Genomic DNA, 20,933 nt, shown 5'->3' with positions numbered 1-20,933 from the left:
TGGTCATGTCATATCACTGGAACTGGGGCATTCTGCTGAGTCCCGTCTCCACGGGCGAGCCGACCACCTACCTGGGCTGGCTGCTCTCGGGGCTGTGGGTGACGGTCACCGTGTCGTTGTCGGCGTGGGTGATCGCGCTGATCGTCGGATCGTTTTTCGGTGTGCTGCGCACGGTGCCGAACAAATGGGCGTCGGGCATCGGCACCGTTTACGTCGCGATTTTTCGCAATATTCCGCTGATCGTGCAGTTTTTCATCTGGTATCTCGTGATACCGGAACTGCTGCCCGTATCGATCGGCAACTGGTTCAAGCAACTGCCGCCGGGCGCGCAGTTCTTTTCGTCCTCCATCTTGTGTCTTGGGCTTTTCACCGCTGCGCGCGTGTGCGAGCAGGTGCGCTCGGGCATCAACGCGTTGCCGCGCGGTCAGCGCGCGGCAGGTCTCGCGGTGGGCTTCACGCAATGGCAGACGTACCGCTACGTGCTGCTGCCGGTCGCCTACCGGATCATCGTGCCGCCGCTCACTTCCGAGTTTCTGAACATCTTCAAGAACTCCGCGGTCGCCTCGACGATCGGTCTGCTCGACCTGTCCGCGCAGGCGCGCCAACTGGTGGACTACACGTCGCAGACGTATGAGTCGTTCATCGCGGTCACGATCGCGTACATGCTGATCAATCTGATCGTGATGCAACTGATGCGCTGGGTCGAATCGCGAACCCGGCTGCCCGGCTATATCGGAGGCAAGTGATGCATCATTTCGACTGGAGCGGTATTCCGGGCGCGCTGCCTACGCTGTGGACCGGCGCCATCGTCACGTTCGAGATCACGCTGATCGCGATCGTGTTCGGCATCATCTGGGGCACCATTCTCGCGATGCTCCGGCTGTCGTCGATCAAACCCCTCGAGTGGTTCGCGAAGTTCTACGTGACGATCTTCCGTTCGATCCCGCTCGTGATGGTGCTGCTGTGGTTCTTCCTGATCGTGCCGCAGGTGCTGCAAAGCGTGCTCGGCCTGTCGGCGGACATCGACATCCGCCTCGCCTCGGCGATGGTCGCGTTCTCGCTGTTCGAAGCCGCGTACTATTCCGAGATCATCCGCGCCGGCATTCAGGCGGTGCCGCGCGGCCAGGTCAATGCATCGTTCGCGCTCGGCATGACCTACGGGCAGGCCATGCGTCTCATCGTGCTGCCGCAGGCGTTCCGCGCGATGGTGCCGCTGCTGCTCACACAAGGTATCGTGCTGTTTCAGGACACCTCGCTCGTGTACGTGATCAGCCTCGCCGACTTCTTCCGCACCGCCACGAATATTGGCGACCGTGACGGCACGAATGTCGAGATGGTACTGTTCGCGGGCGCGTGTTATTTCGTGATCTGCGTGATCGCGTCGAGCCTCGTCAAAGGTCTTCAGAAAAAGGTCGCAAGATGATCTCTATCAAGAATGTTTCAAAGTGGTACGGCCAGTTCCAGGTGCTGACCGACTGCACGACGGAAGTCAAAAAGGGTGAAGTGGTGGTGGTGTGCGGGCCGTCGGGCTCGGGCAAATCCACGCTGATCAAGACTGTCAACGGCCTCGAGCCGTTCCAGAAGGGCGAGATCGTCATCAACGGCCAGTCGCTCACCGACAAGAAAACCAACCTGTCGAAGCTGCGCTCGAAGGTCGGCATGGTGTTCCAGCACTTCGAGCTGTTCCCGCATCTGTCGATCGTGCAGAACCTCACGCTCGCGCAGATCAAGGTGCTCGGCCGCTCGAGCGACGAAGCCACCGCGAAGGGTCTCAAGCTGCTCGATCGCGTGGGTCTGCGCGCGCATGCGGACAAGTACCCGGGGCAGTTGTCGGGCGGTCAGCAGCAGCGTGTGGCGATTGCGCGCGCGCTCTCGATGGACCCGATCGCGATGCTGTTCGACGAGCCGACTTCGGCGCTCGATCCGGAGATGATCAACGAAGTGCTCGACGTCATGGTCGAACTCGCGCAGGAAGGCATGACCATGATGTGCGTCACGCACGAAATGGGCTTCGCGAAGAAAGTCGCGCACCGCGTGATCTTCATGGACAAGGGCTTGATCGTCGAAGACGACCGCAAGGAAGACTTCTTCGCGAATCCGAAGTCGGATCGCGCGAAGGATTTTCTCGCGAAGATTCTGCACTGAGGTTCATGTGCGAGCCGCGTTGCGTGGCTCGCTGGCAATAAAAAACCGCTCCGTGGAGCGGTTTTTTTTCGGCGGTTCGGCCCGCTGGGGCTCGCTGACGCATGCTTCGCGAAGCGGCGGCGCGCGCACTCACTCAGGACTCACATCAGGATTCGAAGGCCGCCGCGTCGTCCGCGGCTTCGAGGTCGGTTTCGCTGTCGGCGACGGCTTCGGTGCGGACGCCATCCGAAGCCGCGAGCGTGGTGGCCGAAGCCGACGCATCCAGCGCCGGATTACGCAGCTTCTCCAGCACCGACTGCGGCACTGGCACATTGACGCGGCCGATCACCTCGCCGTGCTGGAACATCAGCAGATCGCCCGGCTCGAATGCGGTCCACACTTCGTTGTCGGTCAATGGCTTGGTTGCGATCACCGCGACGCGGTCTTCCGGCGTCGTGTATTTGGCGAAGTCGATCGACACATCCGCGTCGACCAGATGCGCGGTCGAAAACGGCCAGCGCCGCACGATGTAATGCAGATGCGTCGAGCAATGCGCGAACAGCGCCTGGCCGTTCGACAGCAGGAAATTGAACACGCCGTATTGGGTGATTTCACGCGTGAGCGCTTCGAGTGTCGCGAACAGTTCCTCGAGCGGCGGCTGCGCACCGGGAAAAGCCTTGCGCAAACCTTGCAGCAACGCACAGAACGCAAGTTCGCTGTCAGTCGTGCCGACCGGCTGATAGACGCCCGTCAGATCCGGCGCATAGTCTTGCAGATCGCCGTTATGCGCGAAGATCCAGTGACGTCCCCACAACTCGCGCATGAACGGGTGGCAGTTCTCGAGCAGGATGTGTCCTTGCGTCGCCTTGCGGATGTGCGCGATCGTGTTTTTCGATTTGATCGGATAGCGCTTGACCATCTCGGCGATCGGCGAGGTAGCCGACGATTGATGGTCGATGAAGAGGCGACAGGCCTTGTCTTCAAAGAAAGCGATTCCCCAGCCGTCGGCATGGTGATCGGTGACGCCGCCGCGCGCCGCAAAGCCGGTGAAGGAGAACGTGACGTCCGTGGGCGCGGCGCAGTTCATTCCGAGAAGTTGACACATGTTGCTGGTGAGCCTGTGAACGGGGCGAGCCGTTACAATGATGATTTTCCAAGCATATCACCGAGCCGGAGACGCCAAATAGCAAAATTGACGTGTGTTCGGGCCGCAACAAGGCGGTTTGACCGGGTCGATCGGCTGTGCGCGTGAAGTCTCGTTCCTCCTTGCCATGACCGTTTCCAACGCTTCCCCCGCTTCCATCACGCTCGTCCGCCCGGACGACTGGCACCTGCACGTTCGCGACGGCGCGATGCTCGCGGCCGTTCTGCCCGACACCGCGCGCCAGTTCGGCCGCGCGATCATCATGCCGAACCTGAAGCCGCCGGTCACGACCACCGCGATGGCGAAGGCGTACCGCGAACGCATCGTCGCCGCGATTCCCGAGGGCGCGAAGTTCGAGCCGCTGATGACGCTGTACCTGACCGACAACACGCCGCCCGACGAAATCCGCCGTGCGCGCGAAAGCGGCTTCGTGCACGGCGTGAAGCTGTATCCGGCGGGCGCGACGACCAATTCCGACGCGGGCGTCACCGATCTCATGAAATGCGCGAAGACGCTCGAAGCGATGCAGGAAGCCGGCATGCCGCTGCTCGTGCACGGCGAGGTGACCGATTCGGAGATCGATCTGTTCGACCGCGAGAAGGTTTTCATCGACCGTGTGATGACGCCGCTGCGCCGCGAGTTTCCGGCGTTGAAGGTCGTGTTCGAACACATCACGACGAAGGACGCGGTCGACTATATCCGCGAAGCCGGCGCGGCGCCGGAGCTGCTTGGCGCGACGATCACGGCGCACCATCTGCTGTACAACCGCAACGCGATTTTCCAAGGCGGCATTCGTCCGCATTACTACTGCCTGCCGGTGTTGAAGCGCGAGACGCATCGCGTCGCGCTCGTCGAGGCGGCGACTTCGGGCAATCCGCGCTTCTTCCTCGGCACCGACAGCGCGCCGCATCCGAAGGGGCTCAAGGAGCACGCATGCGGTTGCGCCGGCTGCTACACGGCGCTGCACGCGCTCGAACTCTATACCGAAGCGTTCGACAAGGCCGGCGCGCTCGACAAGCTCGAGGGCTTTGCGAGCTTTCATGGCGCGGACTTCTATGGTCTGCCGCGCAATGTGGAGAAGGTTACGCTGCGTCGCGAGGAATGGACGCTGCCGGCCGAGTTGCCGGTTGGCGATACGCCGGTTGTGCCGCTGCGCGGCGGCGAGTCGATCGGCTGGCGTCTGGTTTGAGGCGGCGGTAGATGCGGGAGCGCGGGGCGGGGGGAGAGGCTGGGCAGCGTGCCGTGGACGCGCTGGCGGCTGAAGCCTCAGCTAAAGCTATCCGCGGTGTTGCACCCGAAGCGCCATCGCCGGGCTTCGCCGCAATCGACTGGTCGAAGCCCTGGTTCGCGCCATTTGCCGCGCGCGGTCAGCGCTGGCAGCAAGCCGCGCTGACAGGCTACGCGGACCTGCTCGCCGAAATGAACGCCGACGCCGCGCAGATGCGGCAGACCACCGGGCGCGGCCAGCGCCTCGCGTTCATCGCGCAGGACGATCTGCCGTCAGGCGCGGCGTACGAAGCGCATATCGCCTCGACCGGCTGCGTGCCGACGCGCCACAATCTGCACGACTTCTTCAACGGCTCGATGTGGTTTGCGTTTCCGCGCATCAAGGCGGCGTTGAACGCGCGGCAATCGGCGGCGCTCGACGCGCTCGGCGTCGGTCCGACGCGCGGCGGCGTGCGCGACATGCTGACTCTCTTCGACGAAAACGCGCTGCTGTTCGCCTGCGCCGATCCCGCGCTGAGCGCCGCGCTGCGCGGCTTCGACTGGCAAACGCTGCTGGTGGGCCGGCGCGATGCATGGGGTCGTAGTTGCGAAGTGCGCTGCTTCGGTCACGCGTTGCTGGAAAAACTGATTACGCCGTTCAAGGGCTGCACCGGGCATGCGTGGATCGTCGACGTGCCGGCCGCCTACTTCGAATGGGATGCCGCCGCGCGCGATGCGTGGCTCGACGAAGCGGTCAGCGCGGCGCTCCTTGGCATCGACGCGCTGACGAGCCGCCTGTTCGCGCCGCTGCCTGTGCTCGGCATTCCGGGCTGGTGGCCCGGGAACGAATCGCCGGCGTTTTACGACGACGCTGCCGTGTTTCGCGCGGGGCGGCGCAAGCGCTAGTAGGCACCAATAGGCACCAATAGGCGCCAGGCTGGTCCGCGGTCCGCCCGCTATTCAGGTCAGCCGTTCCATCTCCCAGTTGTCGAAGCAGCGCGTCAGCCGCTTAGCCGTTCGGTGTTAAAATCCGCGCCAGCAAAGCAGGCTAGGCAGTCGCGGCCTCGGCGGCTTCGGCCAAAGAGGGCGAGGAAAGTCCGGACTCCACAGGGCAGGGTGATGGCTAACGGCCATCCGTGGCGACACGCGGAACAGGGCAACAGAAAGCAAACCGCCGATGGCCCGGCGCAAGCCGGGATCAGGTAAGGGTGAAACGGTGCGGTAAGAGCGCACCGCGGCTGTCGCAAGGCAGACCGGCACGGTAACCTCCACCCGGAGCAATTCCAAGTAGGCAGGCGCGCATCTTCGCGATGCAGGATGGGGCCCCCGTCTCGTCTGCGGGTAGGAAGCTTGAGCGCGTCAGTAATGGCGCGCCTAGAGGAATGGCTGCCACGCGCGTCGCGTTTTCGGACGTTGCGCGTGCACAGAATCCGGCTTATCGGCCTGCTTTGCCGCTCAACAAAAAAATGCCGGCGTCCCAATGGACGCCGGCATTTTCATTTGGTGCGCCCGTTTGGGCCGCGGCCGCCGGTGTTGCCCGCGGCGCCTCGCGCTTAGCTCGCGACGATGTCGAACGAGTGCGTGAGTTCGGCGGTCTTCGCGATCATGATCGACGCCGAGCAGTATTTGTCGTGCGACAGATTGATCGCCCGCTCGACGGTCGCCGGGTTCAGATTCTTGCCGGTCACGGTGAAGTGAAAGTGGATCTTCGTGAACACCTTCGGATCTTCGCTCGCGCGTTCAGCCTTCAGTGTCACCGAGCAGCCGGCGATTTCCTGGCGGCTCTTCTTCAGGATCATCACGACGTCGTAGGCGGTGCAACCGCCCGTGCCGAGCAAAACCATTTCCATCGGACGCGGCGCGAGGTTGCGGCCGCCGCCTTCAGGCGCGCCGTCCATTGCAACCAGATGGCCGCTACCCGTCTCGGCTGCGAACGCCATCCCGTCTTGCCCCATCCAGCTTACTTTGCATTCCATGCTGTTACTCCGCCGCGCATCGCTATATCGAGCCGGCATTGTAGCCCGCTGTTTGACGATTCGCGCGAGACCAACGCCGTTCCAGGTTATGCACGATGTTGCTTTCGTGCTGCAGTGCGGCATCCACGGGGAATTCAGGAATGCGATAGCCGGTTTAGGGGTTTTACTCTAGAGGATGCTCGATGCCAGTTGGGTCCGTGAGACTCTATCGCTTGATGCAAAAGGGAATTTGCCCATCGTGCGTTGTCTCATCAATTTGCCACATTATGAAAATGTATTTCGCAATGCAAATGTTCTTGCGTCGCACAAGGGGGGCTCATATAATCCATTCCATTGTTGCAGCAGTTCTGCAACCTCCGCTGTCTCCTCCACCTCCTCCTTTGGTGGATTAAACCCGAACCGCTCGTTCGGGTTTTTTTTCACCCGCTTTTTGCCTCCGCTGCGGCACGCTCATCGCACGTTTTGACTTGTCGGCGCAAATTCCTTTATAATTCAGGGCTTTTCCGCATCCGCGCCCGCGGAGGAAGAACCAGGGAGAGCCTGCACGCGCCTCGATGCGCACACTACAAGCAGGAAAAAGTACATTGGGCGCAGCAATTTTTTTGGATCGATCATGAAGACGTTTTCCGCAAAAGCCCATGAGGTGACGCGCGAATGGTACGTGATTGACGCGACGGATAAGGTTCTCGGGCGTGTCGCCAGCGAAGTGGCACACCGTCTTCGCGGCAAGCACAAGCCTGAATTCACTCCCCACGTCGACACCGGTGATTTCATCATCGTCATCAACGCTGGCAAGCTGAAGGTCACGGGCAACAAGGTTACCGACAAGAAGTACTACCGTCACTCGGGCTACCCGGGCGGTATCTATGAAACGACGTTCGGCAAGATGCAGGAACGCTTCCCGGGCCGCGCGCTCGAGAAGGCGGTCAAGGGCATGCTGCCGAAGGGCCCGCTCGGCTACGCGATGATCAAGAAGCTGAAGGTCTACGCAGACGCAACGCATCCGCATTCGGCACAACAGCCGAAGGCGCTCGAGATCTAAGGGGAGCCCACATGATCGGTAACTGGAATTACGGCACGGGCCGCCGCAAGAGCGCCGTCGCACGCGTGTTCATCAAGGCAGGCAAGGGCGACATCGTTGTGAACGGCAAGCCCATCGCCGACTACTTCTCGCGCGAAACGTCGCTGATGATCGTGCGCCAGCCGCTGGAACTCACGAACCACGGCACCACGTTCGACATCAAGGTCAACGTGACGGGCGGCGGTGAAACGGGCCAAGCCGGTGCGGTTCGCCACGGCATCACCCGCGCGCTGATGGACTACGACGCAACGCTGAAGCCGCAACTGTCGCACGCTGGCTTCGTGACGCGTGACGCTCGTGAAGTCGAACGTAAGAAGGTCGGCTTCCACAAGGCACGTCGCAGGAAGCAATTCTCGAAGCGTTAATCGTTTCGGGTGCACGCCGGTTTTTCGGCCGGTTTGCAGCAAAAGCCGCCAACGCTTCGTGCGAAGGCGGCTTTTTTCATTGCTCGGCAGGGCTTCGCGATAGATGGAAGAACCCATTGATTTTGTGGGCTTCAGCACGATATTCAGATCGGCCCTACAATAGCGGCTGAAGCTTTTTGGAGAGTTCGAATGAACGCAGTCACCGATACCCCCGTGACCGAGATGCCCGCCCCCTTCGTTTTCACCGACGCAGCGGCTGACAAGGTCAAGCAACTGATCGAAGAAGAAGGCAATCCGGAGCTCAAGCTGCGCGTGTTCGTGCAGGGCGGCGGCTGCTCGGGCTTTCAGTATGGTTTTACGTTCGACGAAGCGATCAACGAAGACGACACCGTGATGAACAAGAGCGGCGTCCAGTTGCTGATCGACTCGATGAGCTACCAGTACCTGGTCGGCGCCGAGATCGACTACAAGGACGACATCAACGGCGCGCAGTTCGTCATCAAGAACCCGAATGCGACTACCACCTGCGGTTGTGGCTCGTCGTTCTCGGTCTGATATCAGCATCGGCTGATCGACGAATCACCGGTTGTACAGGAAACGGGGCCTCGGCCCCGTTTTTTATTCCCCCTTCGCCACGGAATTGCCCGGTGACGGGGTTCGCCCGCACGCTCGTCAACGCGGATAGATCGCCCCCAACACACGCTCGGCGGAAGCCCCCGTGACGCTCGGCAGATTGCCGGACAGCCGCGCGATACAACGCATCGCCAGCCACGCGAAGGCGAGCGGCTCGACCTGGCTCGGCGGCACGCCGAGCGCGTCGGTCGTCAGCACCGGCACACCGCTCACACCGCTGTCTTCGAGTGCTTGCTGCAACGCCTTCAGGATCTCCGGATTGCGCGCGCCGCCGCCGCAGACGTACACCGCGCGGGCATCGGACGCGTGCCGCTCGATTTCGCGTGCGACCGTCACCGCGGTTAGCGCCACCAGCGTCGCCTGCACGTCGGCCGGATCGAGCCCGCTGAACGGCTCGAGTTTCGCGTCGAGCCACGTGGTATTGAACAGATCGCGGCCGGTGCTTTTCGGCGGCTGTTCCGAGAAGAACGGCTCGTCGAGCAACGCGTTCAGCAGCTCGCGATTGACCTGGCCGCTCGCCGCGAAATGGCCGTTTTCGTCGAACGGCTTGCCGAGGTGGCGTTCGGCCCACGCGTCGAGCAGCGCGTTCGCCGGGCCGCAATCGAAGCCGCGCACGCCGCCGGTCGCGTTCAGGATCGTGATGTTGCTGATGCCGCCAAGATTGCAGACCACCCGCGTTTCGTTCTTCGCGCCGAAGATCGTCGCGTGAAAAGCGGGTACGAGCGGCGCGCCCTGGCCGCCGGCGGCGACGTCGCGGCTGCGGAAATCGGCGACTACGTCGATATGTATCATTTCCGTGAGCAGCGCGGGATTGTTGATCTGCCGCGTATAGCCCTTTTCCGGCCGATGCCGCACTGTCTGACCATGCACGCCGATCGCGCGGACTTCGTCGGCCGGCACGCGGCTGTCGCGCAGCAGATCGTGGCAGCACACCGTGTAGCGGGTCGCGAGTGCATTGGCGGCCAAGGCTTCGCGCTCGATCTCGTTGTCGCCGGGCTGTTGCAACGCGAAGAGCGCCTCGCGTATCCCGGCCGAGAAGCCGACGAACGCCTCGGCCAGCACCTCCGGCGGCTTTCCTTTGGCAAACCGGACGGCCACGCCGTCCACACCGTCCATGCTCGTTCCTGACATCAAGCCGAAATAGATGCCGTCTGCGGGGTCTTGCGCCACGTTGCTACTCCTCACGAGGTTCATTGCGATTCTTTGTAGCAGATTATCGGTGTAAGCGCGGCCGAATATAAGCGCCCGTACGGATGCCGAACGCGCGTCGTGCCTTCGCTGGCCCGCCATGGCGGCGCGCAGCGCGGAAAAATCGCGCGTCGCCGAGCGGCCCGAGGCGCGTCGGTGGGCGCGGCGGCGCGCATCTATGGGACAATCCTGTTTTTTCGCGACTTCCCGTTTCCAGCATGAGCACCGAGTCCACCAAGCCCAATCCCGCAGCCGCCTTTCCGGTCACCGACGAAGTCCGTCACGCCCTCGCCGTCACCAAACGCGGTGTCGACGAGTTGCTGATCGAAGACGAATTCGCGCAAAAGCTCGCGAGGAGCGCGGCGACGGCCAAGCCGCTGCGCATCAAGCTCGGGCTCGATCCGACCGCGCCCGACATCCACATCGGCCACACGGTCGTGTTGAACAAGATGCGCCAGTTGCAGGACCTCGGCCACACGGTGATTTTCCTGATCGGCGATTTCACCTCGCTGATCGGCGACCCGTCCGGGCGCAACGCGACGCGTCCGCCGCTTACGCGCGAGCAGATCGAGTCGAATGCGAAGACCTACTTCGAGCAGGCCGCGCTCGTGCTCGACCGCGAAAAGACCGAGATCCGCTACAACAGCGAGTGGTCGATGCCGCTCGGCGCCGACGGCATGATCAAGCTCGCGTCGCGCTACACGGTCGCGCGCATTCTCGAGCGCGAGGACTTTACGAAGCGCTTCCAGGGCGGCGTGCCGATCTCGATCCATGAGTTCCTGTATCCGCTGATGCAGGGCTACGACTCGGTCGCGCTGAACGCGGACCTCGAACTCGGCGGCACGGACCAGAAGTTCAACCTGCTCGTCGGCCGCGAATTGCAGAAGCAGTACGGCCAGGAACAGCAGTGCATCCTGACGATGCCGCTGCTCGAAGGGCTCGACGGCGTCGAGAAGATGTCGAAGTCGAAGAACAACTACATCGGCATCAGCGAAAAGCCGACCGACATGTTCGGCAAGCTCATGAGCATTTCCGACACGCTGATGTGGCGTTACTTCGAACTGCTGTCGTTCCGTCCGATGGACGAAATCGAGGGCTTCAGGAAGGAAATCGAAGCGGGCCGCAATCCGCGCGATTTCAAGGTGATGCTCGGCCAGGAAATCGTCGCGCGCTTCCACTCGCAGGCCGATGCCGAGCGCGCGCTCGAGGACTTCAATCATCGCGCGAAGGGCGGCGTGCCCGACGACATTCCGGTGGTGACGCTCGCGGGCGCGCCGCTCGCGATCGGCCAGTTGCTCAAGCAGGCCAACCTCGTGCCGTCGACGAGCGAAGCGCTGCGCAATATCGAGCAGGGCGGCGTGAAGATCGACGGCACGTCGGTGTCCGACAAGGGTCTGAAGGTCGAAGCGGGCGAGTACGTCGTGCAGGTGGGCAAGCGCCGCTTCGCGCGCGTGACGCTCACGGCGTGATCGCACAACACCAGCCGCTCGGCGTGACGAAGCGAAACACGCTCCTGGGGCCGCGCCGATGATCGCTCTGATCCAACGCGTGCGGCGCGCCGAAGTGCGCGTCGCCGACCGCGTGACCGGCGCGATCGACGCGGGTCTGCTCGCGCTCGTATGTGCCGAACGCGGCGACACCGAGGCTGCCGCCGACAAGCTGCTCGCCAAAGTGCTCGGCTACCGCGTATTCAGCGACGCGGCCGGCAAGATGAATCTCTCGGTACAGAATCTCGACGGCGCTGGCCGCGCGGGCGGCCTGCTGCTCGTGTCGCAGTTCACGCTCGCGGCCGATACCAACAGCGGCCTGCGCCCGAGCTTCACGCCGGCGGCGCCGCCCGACGAAGGCAAGCGCCTGTTCGACTACTTCGTCGCGGCCGCGCGTGCGAAGCATCCGGTCGTCGAGACGGGCGAGTTCGGTGCGGACATGCAGGTGTCGCTCGTCAATGACGGACCGGTCACGTTCTGGCTGCAGACTAACGCGTGAGCGAGTTCTAACGCGCGCCGATTGCGGGTGCGTTCAATCGTGCCCGGTTGCGCCGCTCAGGTACCTCACTTGCGCGCGATTCAGTCGAATCGCGTTCCAGCGCGCCGTCGCCGCAACCCGGGCGCGGCCGTCGCTTTTTGCGACAATAGCGGCTCGGCATAACCGGCGAACGGCGCCTCTACTCCCATCTCATGACGACGCAGATTCTGTTTATCCGGCACGGCGAGACCGACTGGAACCGCATCAAGCGCATTCAAGGTCACATCGACATTCCGCTCGCGACGACGGGGCTCGCGCAGGCGCAATGTCTCGCGCAACGCATCACGCAAGAGGTGAAGCAGGGCGCGCGGCTCGACGCGATCTATTCGAGCGATCTGCAGCGCGCGCAGCAGACCGCGCAACCAATCGCCGATGCGCTCGGCTTGCCGCTGCAGTTGCGCGAGGGCTTGCGCGAGCGCTCGTACGGTGCGTTTCAGGGACACGACAGCGACGAAATCGCACTGCGTTTCCCCGACGAATACGCGCAGTGGCAAACCCGCGATCCCGGTTTCTCGCCGCCCGAAGGCGAGTCGCAGCGCGTGTTCTACCACCGCGTCGTCCATGCGATCGAGCCGCTTGTTGCCGCGCATCCGGGCGGACGGATCGCCTGTGTTGCGCATGGCGGCGTGCTCGACTGCGTGCGCCGCTTTGCGGCCGGTCTGCCGCTCGACGCGCCACGCGACTACGCGCTGCTGAACACGAGCGTGAACGTCGTGGACTTCGATAATGGTCACGCGACAATCGTGTCGTGGGCGGACGTCGCGCATCTCGACCCGGCGAGTGCGGCCGATGATGGCTTCAGGAAGGTGCCGGAGCCGGGGCGGTAAGCTGGGTGGAGCGACGAGGCCTGTCTCAGCGCTTCAGTGTCTCAGTGCTTCAGCGCCTCAGTGCCTCAGCGCTTCAGCGCTTCAACGCCCCGGTGCCGTGAGCTTCACGGCGCGCACGAGCACTGCGGCTCACGCAGGTTCTATCAATCCGGCTTCCGCGCCGCAGCCGCTCGCCGGCGCGCGCGCTTCGACACGCCATTGACCAGCGCCCAGCGGATCACCGGCGCGACGAGCCGCACGCCAGGTCGCACAAACGTACGGCGCAGCGCCGCGTAACGATCGAGATCGAGCATGGTTTGCGCCCAGTCCGGCAGCAGATCGACGCCAGCGTTGAGCATTAGCGTACCGGCGGGCCGCATCGCGAGACTCGGCGCCGGTGCGTTCATCAGAATCCTCACGACTTCACGAGTGCGCTCGCTTGCGACCAGCGCGGGCTGCATGGCCAGCAGGTAGGCCTCGATCCCGGCGCGCGAGCGCGGAATGTCGGTCGCGCCGAGCATCTCCGCGATGCGCGCGGTTTCCGCGAAGTATTGATCCTGCGCGGCGACGGACAGCACTGGATTCACATAGCGCAGATGCGCGGTCATGAAACTCGATACTTCCGCGACATGCACCCACGTCAGCAGCGCCGGTTCGCTCGCCTGATACGACTGGCCGTCCGGCGCGACGCCGCTCACGTCGAGGTGAATACGCTTCACGCGCTCGATCAGCGCGAGCGCATCGCGCTGGCTGCCGTACGTCGTGCCCGCGATGAAAGTTGCCGTGCGGCGCAGCCGGCCGAGAATGTCGGTGCGAAAGGTCGAGTGATCCCACACGCCGGCGAGCGCGAGCGGGTGCAGCGCCTGGAGCAGCAGCGCGCTGATGCCGCCCGTCATCATCGACGTGAAGTCCGCGTGCACTTTCCAGCAGACGGAGTCGGGCCCGAAGAGGCCGGGGTCGCCCGGTGGCGATGAATAGTCGAGTACGGGGCCGCTGCCGGTCGTCAGATGCGTGACGCCGGCGGCCAGTTTCGAGCGGACGCGGTGGGTGAGCCGCTGTGCGAAGTTGCCGGATGGATCGCCGGCCGGGTTGACAGGGGGCGTGCCGGGAGCGTTGCCTGAGGGGTTGCCTGATGCGTTACCTGACGAGCCCGGTTGTTGTGTCTGGTCGGACATCCTGATCGGCCTCGCTGTCGGCTGGGTCGGCGGTATCGGCAGTTCAGCTTGCCGAATCCCACAGGCCGGGCAGCGCACTCGACGAATCCGGTGCGGCGAGGCCGAAATGCCGGTAGGTCAGGAGCGTGGCGACGCGGCCGCGCGGCGTGCGCTGCAGGAAACCCTGCTGGATCAGATACGGTTCGAGCACGTCTTCGATCGTGTCGCGCTCCTCGCCGATCGCCGCGGCAAGATTGTCGACGCCGACCGGGCCGCCGTCGAACTTGTGCAGGATCGCTTCGAGCAGCTTACGGTCCATCAGGTCGAAGCCGACCGCGTCGACATCGAGCATGCGAAGCGCGGCGTCGGCCACCTGCGCGGTGATGTTGCCGTCGGCCTTCACTTCGGCGAAGTCGCGCACGCGCCGCAGCAGGCGGTTCGCGATACGCGGCGTGCCGCGTGCGCGCCGCGCGATTTCGAACGCGCCGTCGGGATGAATCTGCGCTTGAAGCAGCGACGCCGAACGCGTGACGATGCGCGCGAGTTCCTGGGCGTTGTAGAACTCGAGCCGCGCGACGATGCCGAAGCGGTCGCGCAGCGGATTGGTCAGCATGCCCGCGCGCGTGGTCGCGCCGACCAGCGTGAACGGCTGCAGGTCGAGCTTCACGCTGCGCGCGGCCGGCCCTTCGCCGATCATGATGTCGATCTGATAATCCTCGAGCGCCGGGTACAGAATTTCTTCGACGACCGGCGAGAGCCGGTGGATTTCGTCGATGAAGAGCACGTCGTTCGCTTCGAGATTGGTGAGCAGCGCGGCGAGGTCGCCCGCGCGTTCGAGCACCGGCCCCGACGTTTGCCGCAGATTGACGCCCATCTCGCGCGCGATGATGTGCGCGAGCGTGGTCTTGCCGAGGCCGGGCGGCCCGAACAGCAGCACGTGGTCGAGCGACTCGGAACGGCGCTTCGCGGCCTCGATGAAAATCTCTAGCTGGCCGCGTACTTTTTCCTGCCCGACATATTCTTCGAGCTGGCGCGGGCGCAACGCGCGCTCGAACGCTTCTTCGTTCGGCGAGACGGGCGTGGCCGCAATGATGCGCTCGGCGGCGAGTTTGTCGGTTTCGATCATCCGGTCATTGTACCGCGCGCGGCTCGCGGGAAGACGCCAGGAAGCGTGCGCGTGGCGCGTGTGATGGGGGCCGGCCGCGAGGTGCGGCGCGCGCAGCGTGGAAGACGCGCCGGCTCGCGCATCAAGCCTTCGACAGCGCCTTCAACGCGAGCTTGATGCCTTCGGACACGCCGGTGCCGGCCGGCACGTTCTTGATCGCCGCGAGCGCTTCTTTCTCGGAGTAGCCGAGCGCGAGCAGGGCGTTGAGGATGTCGGACGCGTGATCGGACGCCGATGCGGCACCCGCCATCGCGCCGAGGTCGGCGCCGAGCTTGCCTTTCAGTTCGAGCAGCAGCCGCTCCGCGGTCTTCTTGCCGATGCCCGGCACGCGCGTGAGGCGCGCCGCGTCCTGCATCGTCACCGTTTGCGCGAGTTCGTGCACGCTCATGCCCGAGAGCACCGCGAGCGCCATGCGCGCGCCGATGCCGGAAATTTTCAGTAGTTCGCGGAAGGTCGAGCGTTCCTGCGCCGTGCCGAAGCCGTACAGCAGATGGGCGTCCTCGCGCACGATCATCTGCGTGAGCAGGACGACGCGTTCGCCGTTCGAGGGCAGGTTGTAGAACGTGCTCATCGGCACGTCCACTTCGTAGCCGACGCCGTTGCAGTCGACGAGCAGATGCGGCGGGTTTTTTTCCAGCAGAACGCCGGCAATGCGACCGATCATGGCGGATTCAATCGAGAGAGTCTGTGAGAAGGGCGAGTGTAGCGCAGCGTGTCGGCGGCGCGAGGGGTAATTGCGCAAGCTGAGCCGCAAGCCGCTCCTGCGCTATCCCACCAGCCGCCCGCGCCGCACGCGCAGTCCTTTCTTCGCGAGGGAAGGCGCGATGCCGCCGAGCGTGCTTAGCGTCGAGCCGCCGTGCGCATGGCAGATCGCCATGCCGAGCGCGTCGGCGGCATCGGTACTGGGCACGCCGGAGAGGCTCAGCAGCCGCACGACCATCTGCTGCATCTGCTCCTTGGTCGCGCGGCCGTAGCCGACCACCGCCTGCTTCAGTTGCAGCGCCGTGTATTCGGCGACCGGCACGCCCCCTGCAACCAGCCCGCAGATCGCCGCGCCGCGCGCCTGGCCGAGCAGCAGCGTCGACTGCGGATTGACGTTGACGAACACTTTTTCGATCGACGCCTGATCCGGCGAATGCTGGCGGATCAAGGTCGAAATGCCGTCGAAGATGGTGCCGAGACGCGAGGGCAGATCGGCGTCGGCCGTCTTGATGACGCCGCTCGCGACGTAGCTCAGCGTGTGGCCGTGTTGGTCGATCACGCCGAAGCCGGTCACGCGCAAGCCGGGGTCGATGCCGAGAATTCTCATGAGGTGCCGCACATGCGATAAAAAATCAGGTGCCTGCGATACTACAACGAACGCGGTGCGCGGCGGTCCGCGAGCGACGCCGGCGGTGGAATAAAAACTGTTGGAGCGAGGCAAGGAGGCCAGCGCGGCCAGCACTAGCACTAGCACCAGCACCAGCATCGGCACCAAAGCAAACGGCCCGGCGGGAAAACCCGTCGGGCCGTTTTTCTGCAATCACTCATTCGCCGCAACTGCCGCCTCACCGCGCTATGACGAAGCAGCCGTTGCCAAAACACTCGACATCAATGACGGAAGTGACGCACGCCGGTCAGCACCATCGCGATGTTGTGCTCGTCGGCTGCGCTGACCACTTCGTCGTCGCGCACCGAACCGCCCGGCTGGATCACGCAGGTCGCGCCCGCGGCCACGACCACGTCGAGACCGTCGCGGAACGGGAAGAACGCGTCCGACGCAACCGCCGAGCCAGTCAGCGTTAGCCCGGCATTCTGCGCCTTGATGCTCGCGATGCGCGCCGAGTCCACGCGGCTCATCTGGCCCGCGCCGACGCCGAGCGTCATGCCGTTCGCGCAGAACACGATCGCGTTCGACTTCACGTACTTCGCGACGCGCCATGCAAACAGCAGATCGTCCATTTCCTTCGGCGTCGGATGACGCTTCGTGACCACGCGCAGTTCGCGCGGCTGCACGTTCTTCGAATCGAGCGACTGCATGAGCAGACCGCCGCCCACTCGCTTCAGATCGAACGCGTTATGACCCGCGCCGAGCGCAATTTCGAGCAGGCGCACGTTCTGCTTCGCCGCGAACACCTGGCGCGCTTCGGCGCTGAACGACGGCGCGATCAGCACTTCGACGAACTGCTTCGCGACGGCCTGCGCGGCCGCTGCGTCGACTTCGCGGTTGAACGCGATGATGCCGCCGAACGCCGAGGTCGGATCGGTCTGGAACGCCTTCGAGTACGCCTCGTGCGCATTCGCGCCGACTGCGACGCCGCACGGATTCGCGTGCTTCACGATCACGCAGGCCGGCGCGTCGAAGGTCTTCACGCATTCCCACGCCGCGTCCGAATCGGCGATGTTGTTGTACGACAGTTCCTTGCCCTGCAACTGGCTGTAGTTCGCGAGCGCGCCGGCCGGCACCGTGAGGTCGCGGTAGAACGCCGCGCTCTGGTGCGGGTTTTCGCCATAGCGCAGGTCCTGCACCTTCTCGAACGCCATGTTGAAGGTGGCCGGGTACGTGTTGCGCGACGCGTGCTGCAACTCGTCGGTCAGGCTCGTCAGATAGTTCGTGATCGCGCCGTCGTACTGCGCGGTGTGCGCGTACACCTTGGTCGCGAGGCGGAAGTTCGTCTTGTACGACACCGTGTTGCCGTTCGCGCGCATTTCGTCGAGCACGAGTGCGTAGTCGGCCGGGTCGACCACCACGGTCACGTCGCGGTGATTCTTCGCTGCCGAACGCAGCATGGTCGGGCCGCCGATGTCGATGTTCTCGATCGCTTCCTCGAGTGAGCACTCTTCTTTCGACACCGTCTGCACGAACGGGTACAGGTTCACGACCAGCAGGTCGATGGTCGGAATGCCGTGCTTCTCGAGCGCGGCCATGTGCTCGGGCAGATCGCGGCGCGCGAGGATGCCGCCGTGCACCTTCGGATGCAGCGTTTTCACGCGCCCGTCGAGCATTTCCGGGAAGCCCGTGTAGTCGGCGACTTCGGTGACGGACAGGCCCGCGTCCGCGAGCAGTTTCGCGGTGCCGCCGGTCGACAGGATCTTGATGCCGAGGTCCGACAGCGATTTGGCGAAATCGACGATGCCGGACTTGTCGGAAACGGAGATGAGCGCTTGCTTGATCATGATGAAGACGAAAAGCCGAAGGGGAAACGTGGCAGGAGCGCGAGGAAACTACACCAGGCTACAGCAAACCGTGCTGTTGCAGCTTCTTGCGCAGCGTGTTGCGGTTAATGCCGAGATACTCGGCGGCCAGCGACTGGTTGCCGCCGGCCTGCTCGAGCACCACTTCGAGCAGGGGTTTCTCTACGCACGAAATGACCATGTCGTAGACGTCGTGCGGATTGGAGCCGTCGAGGTCCTGGAAGTACACGCCGAGGCTCTCGCGGACGGATTGTTCGATATTGTTCTTGCTCATGCTGCTAGTCGGTCGGTGTGGTCCTCGCCTTGCTCGTCGAGCCCGGGGTTGCCGGGTGATTCGTCGACGTAGACGAGGCGGTCTGAGATCGCCTTTTGCGCGTCGAAGAACTCGTTGACGGCGAGGAGTTGTTCGCGCGTGGTGTCCAGCGTATTCATGCGATGCCGGAACACGTTGGCGCCGGAAAGGCCGCGAGTGTACCAGCCGATGTGCTTGCGCGCAGTGCGCACACCGGTGAATTCCCCGTAAAAAGCGTAGTGATCTTCGAGATGCTCGTTCATCACCTGCTGGATTTCGTCGATGCGCGGTGGCGGCAGCAGCTCGCCCGTCCGCAGGAAATGTTCGATTTCGCGAAAGAGCCACGGGCGGCCCTGCGCGGCGCGGCCGATCATGATCGCGTCCGCGCCGGTGGCGGCGAGCACTTCGCGCGCCTTCTGCGGCGAAGTGATGTCGCCGTTCGCGACGACCGGAATGCGCACCGCCGCCTTCACCGCGGCGATGGTGTCGTATTCGGCCTCGCCGTGATAGAGGTCGGCGCGTGTGCGGCCGTGCACGGTCAGCATCGAAATGCCGGCCGCTTCCGCCAGCCGCGCGATGTTGAGCGCATTCCTGTTCTCGCGATTCCAGCCGGTGCGGATTTTCAGCGTGACGGGCACCGCGTCGGGTCCGGTGCCCACCGCGTTCACGACCGCCTCGACGATGCGCTGCACGAGCGGCTCGTTCTGCAACAGCGCCGAACCCGCCGCGACGTTGCACACCTTCTTGGCCGGGCAGCCCATGTTGATGTCGATGATCTGTGCGCCGTTCGCGACGTTGTAGCGCGCGGCTTCCGCCATCATGTCCGGGTCCGCGCCTGCGATCTGCACGGCGATCGGTTCGACCTCGCCCGTGTGGTTGGCGCGGCGCATCGTCTTTTCGCTCTTCCACAACTGTGCGTTCGAGGCGACCATTTCCGACACCGCGTAGCCCGCGCCGAGCCGTTTGCACAGCTGACGGAACGGCCGGTCGGTCACGCCGGCCATCGGGGCGACGAACAGGTTGTTGCGCAGATTGTGGGAGCCGAGAGTGGGCATGACGTGAGCGAGCGCTGGCGACGGGTCATTTGACAATCGTGACGGTCGACGCAACGCGAAATGCGAGGGAAAACCGCTAGTTTAGCGTTAACGGATTGCCGGGACCCGCCATCTGCGTCCCGTAACCCGTTAAATCTTCTATGAAAGTGGCGCGATTCATAGAACCGCGCAGCGCTTCTAGCGGCGCTGGCCGAACATCATTTGCCGGGCGAGCGCGGTCTTGACCGGCGGCACGAATTCGAGCGCGGTGAGCGCAAGACCGCGCATGATCGCGAGCGGAGCGAAGTCGACGGTGAAGAGGCGCGCGAGCGTGTCGGTCGCGCTGATCGTCAAGCGCCGGTCGAGCGCACGGCGTTGCGCGAAGGTCGCGAGTGCGAGCGGCGTCGGGCCTTCCGCCGAGAGCGCGTCGGCGAGCGCATGCGCATCGCGCAAGCCGAGATTGAGGCCCTGGCCGGCCACCGGGTGGAGCGTCTGTGCCGCATTGCCGATCGCGACGATGTGGCCGTTCACGAGCGTATCGACCGCATTGAGCCCGAGCGGAAACGACGCACGCCCGCGAATCTGCGTGAAGCGGCCCATGCGGTCGCCGAACGCGGCGTCGAGTTCGCGCAGGAACGCTTCGTCGGACAATTGAGCACGGCGCGCGGCTTCCTCGGGCGCGCAGCACCAGACGAGCGCGTAGTCGGCGCCGCGCACGCCGCCCATCGGCAGGAGCGCGATCGGGCCTTGCGACGTGAAGCGTTCCCACGCGACGTGCGGCTGCGGCGCGGACACGGTGACCGTGCCGACGAGCGCAGTCTGGCCGTAGTCGCGCGAGCCGGTGCCCGTGGCATTTTTGCCGGCGCTTCTGCCGGCATTGCGTTTGCCGACACCTTCGGCCGTCTTTGCGGCGCTCTCGCCAGTGTCTTCGTCTTCATCCGCGTTGCGGCCGACGTCGCCGGTTGCGCTTCTGACCGCATTTCCGGCCGCGCTTCGTGCGGTTTTCTGATCACCGAACAAGCCACCCTCGGCGTTCACGAGAATCTGCGTGCGCAACTGCCGCGCGACGCCGGCGGTTTCTATCGGCAGCGTGACGCCATCGTGTTCCTGGACCGGCGTGCCGGCCGCTGTCGAGCGGAACCAGTGAACCGGTGTCGCGCGCACCGCGCTGGCGAGGCCATGCACGATCGAGCCGTAACGCAACACGTAGCCGAGCGCCGGCAAGCCGTGCTCGCGGTGATCGATCAGCGTGCGGCCGAAGTGACCGCGCTGCGACACGTGGATGCGCTCGATCGCGGTGGCGTCGGCGGGCCAGTGCAGTGGTTCGAGGATCATCCGGCTGCCGTGCGACACGGCGATCGCGCGCGGATCGGCAATGGAGTCCTCGGGTTCGCGCGCGTCGACGAGCGCGATCTTCAGCTCGCGCGTCACGCTGCGGCGCGCGAGCCAGCCGGCGAGCGCGAGGCCGACCGGCCCCGCGCCGACGATCGTTACATCGAAGTCGAACGTTTGATGGTGAGAAGCCGGCTTGAGAATCACCGTGGCAGGAGAGGCGTCGTTCATCGC

The 20,933-nt window shown here is 64.3% G+C and carries 22 protein-coding genes and 1 other RNA gene; 12 read left to right on the top strand and 11 right to left on the bottom strand.

The annotated features are described in order from the left end of the window. Positions 1–5: 5 nt before the first annotated feature. The 3 genes from B9Z01_RS24320 to B9Z01_RS24310 are packed head-to-tail and all read left to right on the top strand — an operon-like array spanning position 6 to position 2,145. The gene (locus B9Z01_RS24320; RefSeq protein WP_085487762.1) at positions 6–746 is read left to right on the top strand and encodes an amino acid ABC transporter permease; all 741 of its coding nucleotides are present in this window, start codon (positions 6–8) and stop codon (positions 744–746) included. Next, positions 746–1,423 carry a glutamate/aspartate ABC transporter permease GltK gene (gene gltK / locus B9Z01_RS24315; RefSeq protein WP_085487760.1) on the top strand — a complete coding sequence of 226 codons (678 nt, stop codon included), beginning with the start codon at positions 746–748 and terminating at the stop codon, positions 1,421–1,423. Before B9Z01_RS24320 ends, gltK begins: the two co-directional genes overlap by 1 nt. Continuing rightward, positions 1,420–2,145 carry an amino acid ABC transporter ATP-binding protein gene (locus tag B9Z01_RS24310; protein ID WP_075302784.1) on the top strand — a complete coding sequence of 242 codons (726 nt, stop codon included), beginning with the start codon at positions 1,420–1,422 and terminating at the stop codon, positions 2,143–2,145. Before gltK ends, B9Z01_RS24310 begins: the two co-directional genes overlap by 4 nt. A 145-nt stretch (positions 2,146–2,290) precedes the next feature. Here B9Z01_RS24310 and B9Z01_RS24305 read toward each other — a convergent pair whose 3' ends face one another. Then, entirely contained in the window at positions 2,291–3,229 is a 939-nt protein-coding gene (locus B9Z01_RS24305) for a class II glutamine amidotransferase (protein ID WP_085487758.1), read from the bottom strand. A gap of 166 nt (positions 3,230–3,395) precedes the next feature. On the opposite strand from B9Z01_RS24305, the gene pyrC reads away from it, so the two are divergent. From pyrC to rnpB, 3 genes are all read left to right on the top strand, one after another. Next, entirely contained in the window at positions 3,396–4,457 is a 1,062-nt protein-coding gene (gene pyrC / locus B9Z01_RS24300; protein ID WP_085487982.1) for a dihydroorotase, read from the top strand. Positions 4,458–4,468: 11 nt separating this feature from the next. Continuing rightward, a complete protein-coding gene (locus B9Z01_RS24295) occupies positions 4,469–5,380 on the top strand; it encodes a DUF3025 domain-containing protein (RefSeq protein ID WP_085487756.1) in 912 nt (303 codons plus the stop codon). A 134-nt stretch (positions 5,381–5,514) separates the two neighbouring features. Continuing rightward, an RNA gene (gene rnpB, locus B9Z01_RS24290) (RNase P RNA component class A) lies at positions 5,515–5,928 on the top strand. Positions 5,929–6,027: 99 nt separating this feature from the next. Here the strand turns inward: rnpB and B9Z01_RS24285 are convergent. Then, a complete protein-coding gene (locus B9Z01_RS24285) occupies positions 6,028–6,450 on the bottom strand; it encodes an OsmC family protein (RefSeq protein ID WP_008919632.1) in 423 nt (140 codons plus the stop codon). A gap of 613 nt (positions 6,451–7,063) precedes the next feature. Between B9Z01_RS24285 and rplM the strand changes: the two genes are divergently transcribed. The 3 genes from rplM (at position 7,064) to erpA (ending at position 8,451) form a co-directional block, all read left to right on the top strand. Beyond that, on the top strand, positions 7,064–7,492 hold the full coding sequence (rplM, locus tag B9Z01_RS24280) for a 50S ribosomal protein L13 (protein ID WP_013090508.1): 429 nt from the start codon (positions 7,064–7,066) through the stop codon (positions 7,490–7,492). An 11-nt stretch (positions 7,493–7,503) separates the two neighbouring features. Further along, entirely contained in the window at positions 7,504–7,896 is a 393-nt protein-coding gene (gene rpsI / locus B9Z01_RS24275) for a 30S ribosomal protein S9 (protein ID WP_085487754.1), read from the top strand. Positions 7,897–8,085: 189 nt separating this feature from the next. Next, a complete protein-coding gene (erpA, locus tag B9Z01_RS24270; RefSeq protein ID WP_075302778.1) occupies positions 8,086–8,451 on the top strand; it encodes an iron-sulfur cluster insertion protein ErpA in 366 nt (121 codons plus the stop codon). 117 nt (positions 8,452–8,568) lie between these two features. Here the strand turns inward: erpA and B9Z01_RS24265 are convergent, their stop codons facing one another. Next, a complete protein-coding gene (locus B9Z01_RS24265) occupies positions 8,569–9,699 on the bottom strand; it encodes an anhydro-N-acetylmuramic acid kinase (protein ID WP_208626168.1) in 1,131 nt (376 codons plus the stop codon). Positions 9,700–9,935: 236 nt separating this feature from the next. Here B9Z01_RS24265 and tyrS point away from each other — a divergent pair, with 236 nt between their 5' ends. The 3 genes from tyrS (at position 9,936) to B9Z01_RS24250 (ending at position 12,569) form a co-directional block, all read left to right on the top strand. Beyond that, entirely contained in the window at positions 9,936–11,186 is a 1,251-nt protein-coding gene (gene tyrS / locus B9Z01_RS24260; protein WP_085487750.1) for a tyrosine--tRNA ligase, read from the top strand. 58 nt (positions 11,187–11,244) lie between these two features. Next, entirely contained in the window at positions 11,245–11,703 is a 459-nt protein-coding gene (gene dtd, locus B9Z01_RS24255; RefSeq protein WP_085487749.1) for a D-aminoacyl-tRNA deacylase, read from the top strand. A 191-nt stretch (positions 11,704–11,894) separates the two neighbouring features. Continuing rightward, on the top strand, positions 11,895–12,569 hold the full coding sequence (locus B9Z01_RS24250; RefSeq protein WP_085487747.1) for a histidine phosphatase family protein: 675 nt from the start codon (positions 11,895–11,897) through the stop codon (positions 12,567–12,569). A 143-nt stretch (positions 12,570–12,712) separates the two neighbouring features. Here B9Z01_RS24250 and B9Z01_RS24245 read toward each other — a convergent pair whose 3' ends face one another. From B9Z01_RS24245 to B9Z01_RS24210, 8 genes are all read right to left on the bottom strand, one after another. After that, positions 12,713–13,723: an oxygenase MpaB family protein gene (locus B9Z01_RS24245; protein ID WP_085487745.1), complete on the bottom strand. Its 1,011-nt coding sequence runs from the start codon at positions 13,721–13,723 to the stop codon at positions 12,713–12,715. A 43-nt stretch (positions 13,724–13,766) separates the two neighbouring features. Beyond that, positions 13,767–14,828 carry a Holliday junction branch migration DNA helicase RuvB gene (gene ruvB, locus B9Z01_RS24240; RefSeq protein WP_085487743.1) on the bottom strand — a complete coding sequence of 354 codons (1,062 nt, stop codon included), beginning with the start codon at positions 14,826–14,828 and terminating at the stop codon, positions 13,767–13,769. 121 nt (positions 14,829–14,949) lie between these two features. Further along, positions 14,950–15,531, bottom strand: a complete 582-nt coding sequence (ruvA, locus tag B9Z01_RS24235; RefSeq protein ID WP_085487741.1) for a Holliday junction branch migration protein RuvA — start codon at positions 15,529–15,531, stop codon at positions 14,950–14,952. Between the two features lie 102 nt (positions 15,532–15,633). After that, on the bottom strand, positions 15,634–16,176 hold the full coding sequence (ruvC, locus tag B9Z01_RS24230) for a crossover junction endodeoxyribonuclease RuvC (protein WP_085487980.1): 543 nt from the start codon (positions 16,174–16,176) through the stop codon (positions 15,634–15,636). 281 nt (positions 16,177–16,457) lie between these two features. Next, positions 16,458–18,023, bottom strand: coding sequence for a bifunctional phosphoribosylaminoimidazolecarboxamide formyltransferase/IMP cyclohydrolase (gene purH / locus B9Z01_RS24225; protein WP_085487739.1), 1,566 nt, complete (start codon positions 18,021–18,023; stop codon positions 16,458–16,460). A gap of 58 nt (positions 18,024–18,081) precedes the next feature. Continuing rightward, positions 18,082–18,315 (bottom strand): Fis family transcriptional regulator, encoded by a 234-nt coding sequence (locus tag B9Z01_RS24220; RefSeq protein ID WP_085487737.1) that lies wholly within the window; start codon positions 18,313–18,315, stop codon positions 18,082–18,084. Continuing rightward, complete coding sequence (gene dusB, locus B9Z01_RS24215) at positions 18,312–19,388, bottom strand: tRNA dihydrouridine synthase DusB (RefSeq protein WP_085487735.1); 1,077 nt, start codon at positions 19,386–19,388, stop codon at positions 18,312–18,314. The genes B9Z01_RS24220 and dusB overlap by 4 nt, the downstream gene beginning before the upstream one ends. A gap of 177 nt (positions 19,389–19,565) precedes the next feature. Next, complete coding sequence (locus tag B9Z01_RS24210) at positions 19,566–20,930, bottom strand: UbiH/UbiF/VisC/COQ6 family ubiquinone biosynthesis hydroxylase (protein ID WP_085487733.1); 1,365 nt, start codon at positions 20,928–20,930, stop codon at positions 19,566–19,568. Between the last annotated feature and the right edge of the window lie 3 nt (positions 20,931–20,933).

This window comes from Paraburkholderia susongensis (genome assembly GCF_900177725.1).
GTDB lineage: Bacteria > Pseudomonadota > Gammaproteobacteria > Burkholderiales > Burkholderiaceae > Paraburkholderia > Paraburkholderia susongensis.
The sequence above is the reverse complement of the archived record's forward strand: the minus strand, read 5'-3'. Positions and strand labels throughout refer to the sequence as shown.